The sequence below is a fragment of the Puniceibacterium confluentis genome, assembly GCF_007923445.1.
Lineage (GTDB): Bacteria > Pseudomonadota > Alphaproteobacteria > Rhodobacterales > Rhodobacteraceae > Puniceibacterium > Puniceibacterium confluentis.
Genome location: NZ_VOJI01000035.1, coordinates 20,478 through 27,972 on the forward strand (window position 1 = coordinate 20,478; position 7,495 = coordinate 27,972).

Consider the following 7,495-nt stretch of genomic DNA (forward strand, 5'->3'; position numbering starts at 1 on the left):
ACGGGAGAATCAGGCGGCGCAATCCGCGGGCCGTGTGCATGGGGGCCGGAATGCGCAGCGGCGCAGTCCCGTCAGCCCGCGCGGGGCGCGCGGCAAAGGTTCGTACGTGGGACACTGTTTTCGCCTGCCTGCTCATTTCAGATGCCAGAGCATCCGATCTTTTTTTGTCCGCGCTTGGGATACTATACGGCGAAACAAAGGTTTCTGCCTATGCGCGAGTCGGTGGCGACCGCATTTTTCGAGAACCGCCCCGCCCGAAGCGGTAAATAGGTTGAAAAACAGGCGATTGGCCTGTGCAGTTAAGCAACAATCTGAAGTGTTCGTACGGAATTTTCCGGTGATGGCGCGTTTATGACCGTGGCCGATTTGAGGCAACATGCCGCGACCTGCCCTGTCAATATTGCCAGATCCTGCACAATCCCCGGGCGGTTGACGCAGGACCCGGGCCGGTCACGGCCACAGCGCCCGGGATGTAAGGGTATCTCAGCGGCGGCTGTATTTCACAAAGGGTGTGAGGGTGCCGATCCGGTCATAAAGCTGACGCGCGGTGGCGTTGAATTCCTGGGTTAGCCAGTAGACGCCAGGTGCGCCCGCGGCATCCGCGGCGGCATAGACCGCCTCGATAAGCTTGCGGCCGACGCCGGTACCCCGCGCGGTCGGCGCGGCGTACAGATCCTGAAGGTAGCAGACGTTTTCCGCAGACCAGCCGTGGCGGTGGAACAGGTAGTGGGTCAGGCCGACCAGCGCACCGTCCTGTTCCGCCACCAGCGCGTTGTAATCCTGCGGATCGTCGCCCAGCAGACGGGCGAAGTACAGATCGTGGATCTCTGCCGGACGGTCGGTTTCGTAAAAGGCCAGGTACTCGGTCCAGAGCGCGGACCACTGCGCCTTGTCGTCAGAGCGCAACGGGCGGATGGTGACGCCGGATCGCGGCGCGCGGATTGTGGTCATGATCGGTGTTCCTGAACCTTCGGCGCATGTGTGGCAGCGAAAACCTAGCGACTTGGCGCAGGTAGGACCAGCCCTCGCGATGGCTGGCCCAGTTCAGGCTCTGAAGCGGTGGATCAGGCGTTGACCGAAGAGACGGCGATACCGGTCAGCTTGGCATTGGCGGCTTTTTCCATGTCGAGGATCTGCGAAAGCAGGTCGTGAGCTTCGTCGTTGCCCAGTTCCTTGGCCCACTGGCGCAGCGTGCCGTAGCGGGCAATCTCGTAATGTTCGACCGCCTGCGCCGCACCGATCAGACCGGCCTGCAGGGCCTTGCCACTGGCCTCTTCCATCAGGCTCTCACCTTCCTTGATCAGGCCTTCGATGGCATCACACTTTTCGCCTTCGGGCTTGGCGTCGATGGATTTGAAGACCGATTTCAGCAGCTTGATCTGTTCCTTGGTCTCTTCAAGATGGTGTTCAAAGGCCGACTTCAGCTCTTTGCCGGTCGCGGCGCTGGCCATCTTGGGCAGCGCCTTGGTAAGGGCGTTTTCGGCGTAGTAGATGTCTTTGAGAGTGTGGTGGAAGGCGTCCTGCATGGTTTTCATAGTCGCACCTTTCTAGTGGGCATGATGAATAGTAAGCAGAGAACACGTGACACTCGGTTTCGTTCCCTTGGGCTGATGCGCCGCCCCGGGGCACCGAACCGGCAGAGAAGGGCGGTCGCGGCTTGACTTTCTGCCGTGCGGCGCTTGCTTGTCTGTGACCTGTCCGCGTTCCGGACGGGATGCGGCGCGGCAAGGAGGATCGCTTTGGAACCAGTCACCATCCTGATGGCCCAGCTCAACGCCCTCCTGCGGTCCTCTATCGCAATCCTGCCCCAGCTTGCCGTGGCACTTGTCGTGCTGGTTCTGACCTGGCTCATCAGCCGCGCCGTCGGTGCGCTGATGTCCCGGGCTCTCGATCGCAGCCGCCTGCGGCCCAGCCTGAAAGAGCTGTTCCTGCTGCTGAGCACGATTCTGGTCTGGGTGCTGGGGATCATGGTGGCGGCGGTCATCGTGTTTCCCGGGCTTACACCGGCCAGCATTCTGGCGGGGCTTGGCATCGGCTCCGTCGCCATCGGCTTTGCCTTCAAGGATGTGTTCGAGAATTTCCTGGCCGGCATCATCATCCTGTTCCGCCGTGAGATGCGGATCGGCGACTACATCGAATGCGAAGGGATCGAAGGCAAGGTGGCGCGCATCGCCATCCGTGAAAGCCACATCCGCCAGACCGACGGGCAGTTGGTGATCCTGCCCAACTCCATCCTGTTCAAGAACCCGGTGTCGGTGCGGACGGATCAGAGCCATCGCCGTGTCACGGTGATCTGTGGCGTGGCCTATGATGTCGATCTTGACGCCGCCCGCGAGGTGATCACCGAGGCGGTCAGGGGGTGTGCAACGGTGTCCGCGGCAGACCACCCGATCCAGATCTTCGCGCAGGAATTCGGGGATTCGTCGATCAACTTCGAAGTCACCTGGTGGACCGGCTCGAAGCCCGTCGACATCCGCACATCACGGGACGAGGTCATCACGGCGGTCAAGCGGGCGCTGGACGAGGCGGGACTGGAAATCCCTTTCCCCTACCGCACGCTCACCTTCAAGGAACCGCTGCCTCTGGCGCGGGCCGGGGCGCAGGACGAAGACGACCCGGCCCCCACGCCTGCTCAGCGACCCTGACGCCGCGCCATGAACGCGAGTCGTTCGAACAGATGAACGTCCTGTTCGTTCTTGAGCAGGGCACCGTGCAGTTTCGGCAGGGCGTTGGCGCCGTCGCGCTTGAGGTCCTCGGGGCTCAGATCCTCGGCCAGCAACAGTTTGAGCCAGTCGAGCACCTCTGAGGTCGAGGGCTTTTTCTTGAGGCCCGGCTGTTCGCGCAATTCATAGAACTGGGTCAGGGCGGTGGTCAGCAAGGCTTCCTTGATGCCGGGGTGATGCACCTCGACGATCTTGCGCAGGGTCTCGGGCTCGGGGAACCGGATGTAGTGGAAAAAGCAGCGGCGCAAAAAGGCGTCCGGCAGTTCTTTTTCGTTGTTCGAGGTGATGATCACAATCGGGCGGTGCCGCGCCGCAATTGTGGCGCCGGTCTCGTAGACGTGAAACTCCATCCGGTCGAGTTCCTGCAACAGGTCGTTGGGGAATTCGATATCTGCCTTGTCGACCTCGTCGATCAGCAGCACGACCTTTTCATCCGCCTCGAACGCCTGCCAGAGCTTGCCCTTGCGGATGTAGTTGGAGACATCGTTGACCCGCGCATCGCCCAGCTGACTGTCACGCAACCGGCTGACGGCATCATATTCATATAGCCCCTGCTGGGCACGGGTCGTGGATTTGACGTTCCATTCGATCATCCGCAGACCCAGCGATTTGGCCACCTGGCGGGCCAGTTCGGTCTTGCCGGTTCCCGGCTCTCCCTTGACCAGCAGAGGGCGTTCCAGGGTCACGGCCGCGTTGACGGCCATGGTCAGATCGCCAGTGGCGACATATTCTTTTGTACCCTCGAATTTCATGCCTGCGTGCTCCTTGTGCGGTGACGTCCCCAAGCCCCAAAAACGCCGGAAACGGTCGCTATTGTGTAGTGACATCCCGGGGGGCTTGGGTTAAGTGCTGCGCGCAGGGGTGCCAGATATCTGAGGAAATTACCATGACAGATATAGGCGTTTATGAGGGAGCCAAGATGAAAGCAGAATCCTTTCTTCCCGACGACTACCGTCCGGCAGACGACGAACCGTTCATGAATGAACGGCAGATGGAGTACTTTCGCCGCAAGCTCCTCATGTGGAAGGCGGACCTCATGGCCGACAGCCGGGACACCATCGAAGGTCTGCAGGACGGCACCCGCAATATCCCCGATGTGACCGACCGCGCGTCCGAAGAGACCGACCGTGCCCTTGAACTGCGCACCCGCGACCGTCAGCGCAAGCTGGTGAGCAAGATCGACGCCGCGCTGCGCCGCATCGACGAAGGTGAATACGGCTACTGTGAGGTGACCGGCGAGCCGATCAGTCTGAAGCGGCTGGACGCGCGTCCGATTGCCACCATGAGCCTCGAGGCGCAGGAGCGTCACGAACGCCGCGAAAAAGTGCACCGGGACGATTGATCCCCGGACCATGCGAGAAAATCCTGAACGCCGGGGCCGTGCCTCGGCGTTTTGCATTCCAAAGCGGGGGCGGATGGAACTTCAGGGCAAGCGGATCACGGTGATCGGCGGTGGCATCGGGGGGCTGGCAGCGGCGCTTGCCCTGCGTCAACGCGGCGCCGAGGTGCGGGTGCTGGAGCAGGCGGCCGAGATTTCAGAGGTTGGCGCCGGATTGCAGATCTCGCCCAACGGCCAGCGGGTGCTGGACGCCCTGGGTCTGAACCTCGACGGAGCGATGCGGGCCAGGGCCGTGAGCCTGCGCGATGGCCGCCGGGGCACCGAGGTGCTGCGGCTGGATCTGGCGCGGCTGGGCCCGGAGCAGGCCTATCACTTTGTGCACCGTGCCGATCTGATTGCGCTCTTGCTGACGGCGGCGCGCGACGCCGGGGTGCAGATCAGCCTGTCGCAGACGGTGGCAGAGGTGCGGGACGACGGCGCGCCCAGCGCGGTGACAACCGATGGCACCGTCTGGACCGCCGATCTGATCGTCGCTGCGGATGGGTTGAAGTCGCTGACGCGCGGGGTACTGAACGGCGCGGCGCGCCCTCGGTTCACCGGGCAGGTGGCCTGGCGGGCGGTGGTGGCGAACACCTGCGCCCATCCGCCCGAGGCACGGGTGCACATGGGGCCGGGGCGGCATCTGGTCACGTATCCGTTGCGCGGCGGGCACCTGGTCAATCTTGTGGCGGTCGAGGAACGCGACAACTGGGCCGCCGAGGGGTGGAGCCACCGCGATGATCCCGCAAATCTGCGCAGGGCCTTTGCAGGGTTCGGCGGCGATGTCCCGGGCCTTCTGGCGCAGGTCGCGGATCCGGGCCTCTGGGGCCTGTTCCGCCATCCGGTGGCGGCACGCTGGCACGGTGCGGGTGTGGTGCTCCTGGGGGATGCGGCGCATCCGACCCTGCCATTTCTGGCCCAGGGGGCCAACCTGGCGCTCGAGGATGCCTGGGTTCTGGCGGCCTGCCTCGACCAGCGTGGCGTCGTGCCCGGGCTGACAGGGTACCAGTCCCTGCGACGTCCCAGGGTGGCGCGGGTGATCGCGGCCGCGCAGGGCAACGCCTGGAAGTATCATCTGCGCAACCCGCTGCTGCGGGGCGCCGCGCACCTGGCGCTGCGCGCGGCGGGACGGCTGGCACCGGGGCGGATGGTGCACCAGTTTGACTGGCTGTATGGTTTTGACGTGACTCGCGACGATCCGGCGCGAAAGTGATCCCATGGAGCACGCCTGCGGCGCGCGCTGGTTTCTGGTCTGTGTGGCCGGTATGAACATGTAATCACACAGGTTTCCGCCTTGGTGATGTTGCACCAAGGAAGGGGGGCGACTCAGGGTGCGGCCGTGGTAGAAGGCCATCGGAGGATTTAGCATGGACAGATTTGACAACGCCCCCGAAACCGCGCTGGCCTGGCATCGGGCGGGCACGGGTGCAGCGCTGGCCACGGTGATCGAAACCTGGGGATCCGCCCCGCGGCGGGTCGGGGCGCAACTGGCGATTTCCGGCAGCGGCGAGATTGTCGGCTCGGTCTCCGGCGGCTGTGTCGAGGGCGCGGTGATTGTCGAGGCGCTGGACGCGCTGCAGGACGGCGGCGCACGCGAGCTGGAATTCGGCGTCAGCGATGAGGATGCCTTTGCGGTCGGCCTGGCCTGCGGCGGCACGATCCGGGTTCTGGTCGAGCCGGTCGGTGCCGTGCTGTCCGAACCGCTTCTGGCCGATCTGGTGGCGGCGCGGCGCGGGCGGCGGTCCGTGGCCTATGTGGTCGATCTGGACAGTGGCCAGCGCCACCTGGACGCGACGGGTCACGAGGCCCGTTTCCGAATGGACCGATCCGGTTTCGAAGAGGGCAGCCGGACGTTTGTCGCGGTGCACAATCCGCCGCTTCGGCTGATCGTGGTGGGGGCTGTGCACATCGCCCAGGCCCTGGTGCCCATGGCGCGCATTGCCGGCTATGATCCGGTGGTGGTCGACCCCCGTGAGACGTTTGCGTCCGAGGCACGGTTCCCGGGAGAGCGGTTGCTCAACGACTGGCCCGACGCGGCGGTGACGGCCGAGGGCCTGGATGCCCGCACGGCGCTTGTGCTGTTGACGCATGACCCCAAGCTGGACGATCCGGCGCTCGAGCAGGCCCTGCGCTCACCTTGTTTCTACATCGGCGCGCTGGGTTCGAGCCGGACCCATGCCAAGCGGGTAGCGCGGCTGGAGGCGCTGGGCTTTAGCGGCGACGAGATAGGCAGGATCCATGCGCCGATCGGCCTCGACATCGGCGCCTCGGGCCCGTCCGAGATTGCGGTATCCGTCATTGCCGAAATGACCCGGGTGCTGAGGAAGGGCGCGTGATCTTTGGCCCGGTTCCGGTGAACCAGGCGACCGGCGCGGTGCTGGCGCATTCCGTGCCGTTGCCGGACGGGCGGTTGCGCAAGGGCAAGGTGCTGGCGGCGGCGGATGTGGCGCGGCTGGAGGATGCCGGGGTCGCGACGGTTCTGGTTGCGCGGCTTGAAACCGGCGATGTGGGCGAGGATGCCGCCGCCGAGCAGCTGGCCCGGGCCCTGGTGCCCGATGCCGCAGCGGCCGGGCTGCGCCTGAGCAAGGCGGCGACCGGGCGGGTGAACATCTTTGCCGACTGTCTCGGGGTTGCCGAGATCGAGGCGGCCAAGATCGACGCGATCAACGCGGTGCATCCGATGATCACCGTGGCCACGGTGCCGCAATGGCAGCGGATGGGGCTGCGCGGCATGGTGGCGACGGTCAAGATCATCTCTTATGCCGTTCCGGGCGCCGCGCTGGAGCGGACCTGTGTGCTGGGGCAGGACGCGCTGCGGATGCGCCGGGTTGCGGTCTCGCGGGCTCGGTTGATCCAGACATTCGTGGAGCCGGAGGACGGCGTGAAGGGCCAGAAGGCCATCGGTGACCGGCTTGACCGGCTCGGTGTCGCTCTGGACGACATCTGCCTGGTGCGCCACGACACGCAGGCACTGGCGGCGGCAATCATGGCGTCACGCGCCCAGGCCATCCTGATTCTGACGGCGTCGGCCACGTCTGATATCTGTGACGTGGCGCCCGAGGCGCTGCGCGTGGCAGGCGGGGACGTGGTGCACTACGGCATGCCCGTCGACCCGGGCAACCTGTTGTTTTTCGGCACGTTGCGCGCTGCGCCGGTGATCGGCCTGCCGGGGTGCGCGCGGTCGCCTGCGCTGAACGGTGCGGACTGGGTGATGGAGCGGCTGCTCTGCGGCGTGCCGGTCACACCGCGCGACATCGCCGGGATGGGCGTCGGCGGGCTGCTCAAGGAAATTCCGACCCGGCCACGGCCGCGCGAAGGCTAGGTGTTTGATCCCACGGTTTGATGGTGTGATCCTTTCGCAGGAATGGAAGGAAGCACTATGGGAGAAGTTCGT

Annotated in this window: 8 protein-coding genes; 5 read left to right on the forward strand and 3 right to left on the reverse strand. The window is 64.9% G+C overall.

Annotation, left to right across the window (positions count from 1 at the left end):
• Positions 1 to 483: 483 nt before the first annotated feature.
• Positions 484 to 951, reverse strand: coding sequence for a GNAT family N-acetyltransferase (locus FOY53_RS20840; RefSeq protein ID WP_146592240.1), 468 nt, complete (start codon positions 949 to 951; stop codon positions 484 to 486).
• Between the two features lie 113 nt (positions 952 to 1,064).
• Positions 1,065 to 1,535 (reverse strand): YciE/YciF ferroxidase family protein, encoded by a 471-nt coding sequence (locus tag FOY53_RS20845; protein WP_146592241.1) that lies wholly within the window; start codon positions 1,533 to 1,535, stop codon positions 1,065 to 1,067.
• A gap of 204 nt (positions 1,536 to 1,739) precedes the next feature.
• On the opposite strand from FOY53_RS20845, the gene FOY53_RS20850 reads away from it, so the two are divergent.
• Positions 1,740 to 2,645, forward strand: coding sequence for a mechanosensitive ion channel family protein (locus FOY53_RS20850; protein WP_246107498.1), 906 nt, complete (start codon positions 1,740 to 1,742; stop codon positions 2,643 to 2,645).
• Here the strand turns inward: FOY53_RS20850 and FOY53_RS20855 are convergent.
• Positions 2,633 to 3,475: an AAA family ATPase gene (locus FOY53_RS20855; protein WP_146592242.1), complete on the reverse strand. Its 843-nt coding sequence runs from the start codon at positions 3,473 to 3,475 to the stop codon at positions 2,633 to 2,635. The two genes, FOY53_RS20850 and FOY53_RS20855, sit on opposite strands and share 13 nt — an antisense overlap.
• Before the next feature lie 167 nt (positions 3,476 to 3,642).
• Here FOY53_RS20855 and dksA point away from each other — a divergent pair, with 167 nt between their 5' ends.
• From dksA to FOY53_RS20875, 4 genes are all read left to right on the forward strand, one after another.
• On the forward strand, positions 3,643 to 4,065 hold the full coding sequence (gene dksA / locus FOY53_RS20860; RefSeq protein ID WP_146592243.1) for an RNA polymerase-binding protein DksA: 423 nt from the start codon (positions 3,643 to 3,645) through the stop codon (positions 4,063 to 4,065).
• Between the two features lie 73 nt (positions 4,066 to 4,138).
• Entirely contained in the window at positions 4,139 to 5,314 is a 1,176-nt protein-coding gene (locus FOY53_RS20865) for an FAD-dependent monooxygenase (RefSeq protein WP_146592244.1), read from the forward strand.
• A 154-nt stretch (positions 5,315 to 5,468) separates the two neighbouring features.
• Positions 5,469 to 6,437 (forward strand): XdhC family protein, encoded by a 969-nt coding sequence (locus FOY53_RS20870; RefSeq protein WP_146592245.1) that lies wholly within the window; start codon positions 5,469 to 5,471, stop codon positions 6,435 to 6,437.
• Complete coding sequence (locus FOY53_RS20875; RefSeq protein ID WP_146592246.1) at positions 6,434 to 7,423, forward strand: molybdopterin-binding protein; 990 nt, start codon at positions 6,434 to 6,436, stop codon at positions 7,421 to 7,423. The genes FOY53_RS20870 and FOY53_RS20875 overlap by 4 nt, the downstream gene beginning before the upstream one ends.
• Positions 7,424 to 7,495: the final 72 nt, after the last annotated feature.